The sequence below is a fragment of the Pontibacter sp. HJ8 genome (assembly GCF_054824225.1).
Map to the genome: position 1 here is coordinate 1 of NZ_JSYF01000577.1, position 462 is coordinate 462.

At 46.8% G+C, this 462-nt stretch carries 1 protein-coding gene; it reads left to right on the plus strand.

All coding sequences use genetic code 11. The features are described 5' to 3' along the window. Nucleotides 1-61: 61 nt before the first annotated feature. On the plus strand, nucleotides 62-462 hold a 401-nt coding region (locus tag OB13_RS19550; RefSeq protein WP_461491866.1), incomplete at its 3' end, for a radical SAM protein.

The window sequence follows — 462 nt, forward strand, 5'->3', positions numbered from 1 at the left end:
AATCCCGCCAATCAGAAGGGACCTCATCAAACGAAGCAAATACCTGGTGCCTAATTCCATCGTGGTCACAAGGGGTTGTCCCCACCATTGTAACTTTTGCTACAAAGACGCATTCTTTGAAGGGGGCCGGAGCTTTTACACACAAGTGGTGGATGACGCTCTAGCCGAGATCGACAGACTGCCTGGCCGACATCTTTATTTTCTGGATGACCACTTACTGGGTAATGCAAAATTTGCGGGTGAACTATTCGAAGGAATGAAAGGCATGAACAGAGCCTTTCAGGGAGCAGCAACCGTTGACTCAGTGCTTCGGGGAAACTTGATTGAGAAAGCAGCGGACGCAGGGTTAAGAAGTCTTTTTGTTGGCTTCGAGACGTTCTCACCGGCTAACCTGAAACAAAGTAACAAAAAACAGAATCTCGAAAAAGACTACATAAAAGCGGTAAACAGACTGCATGCATT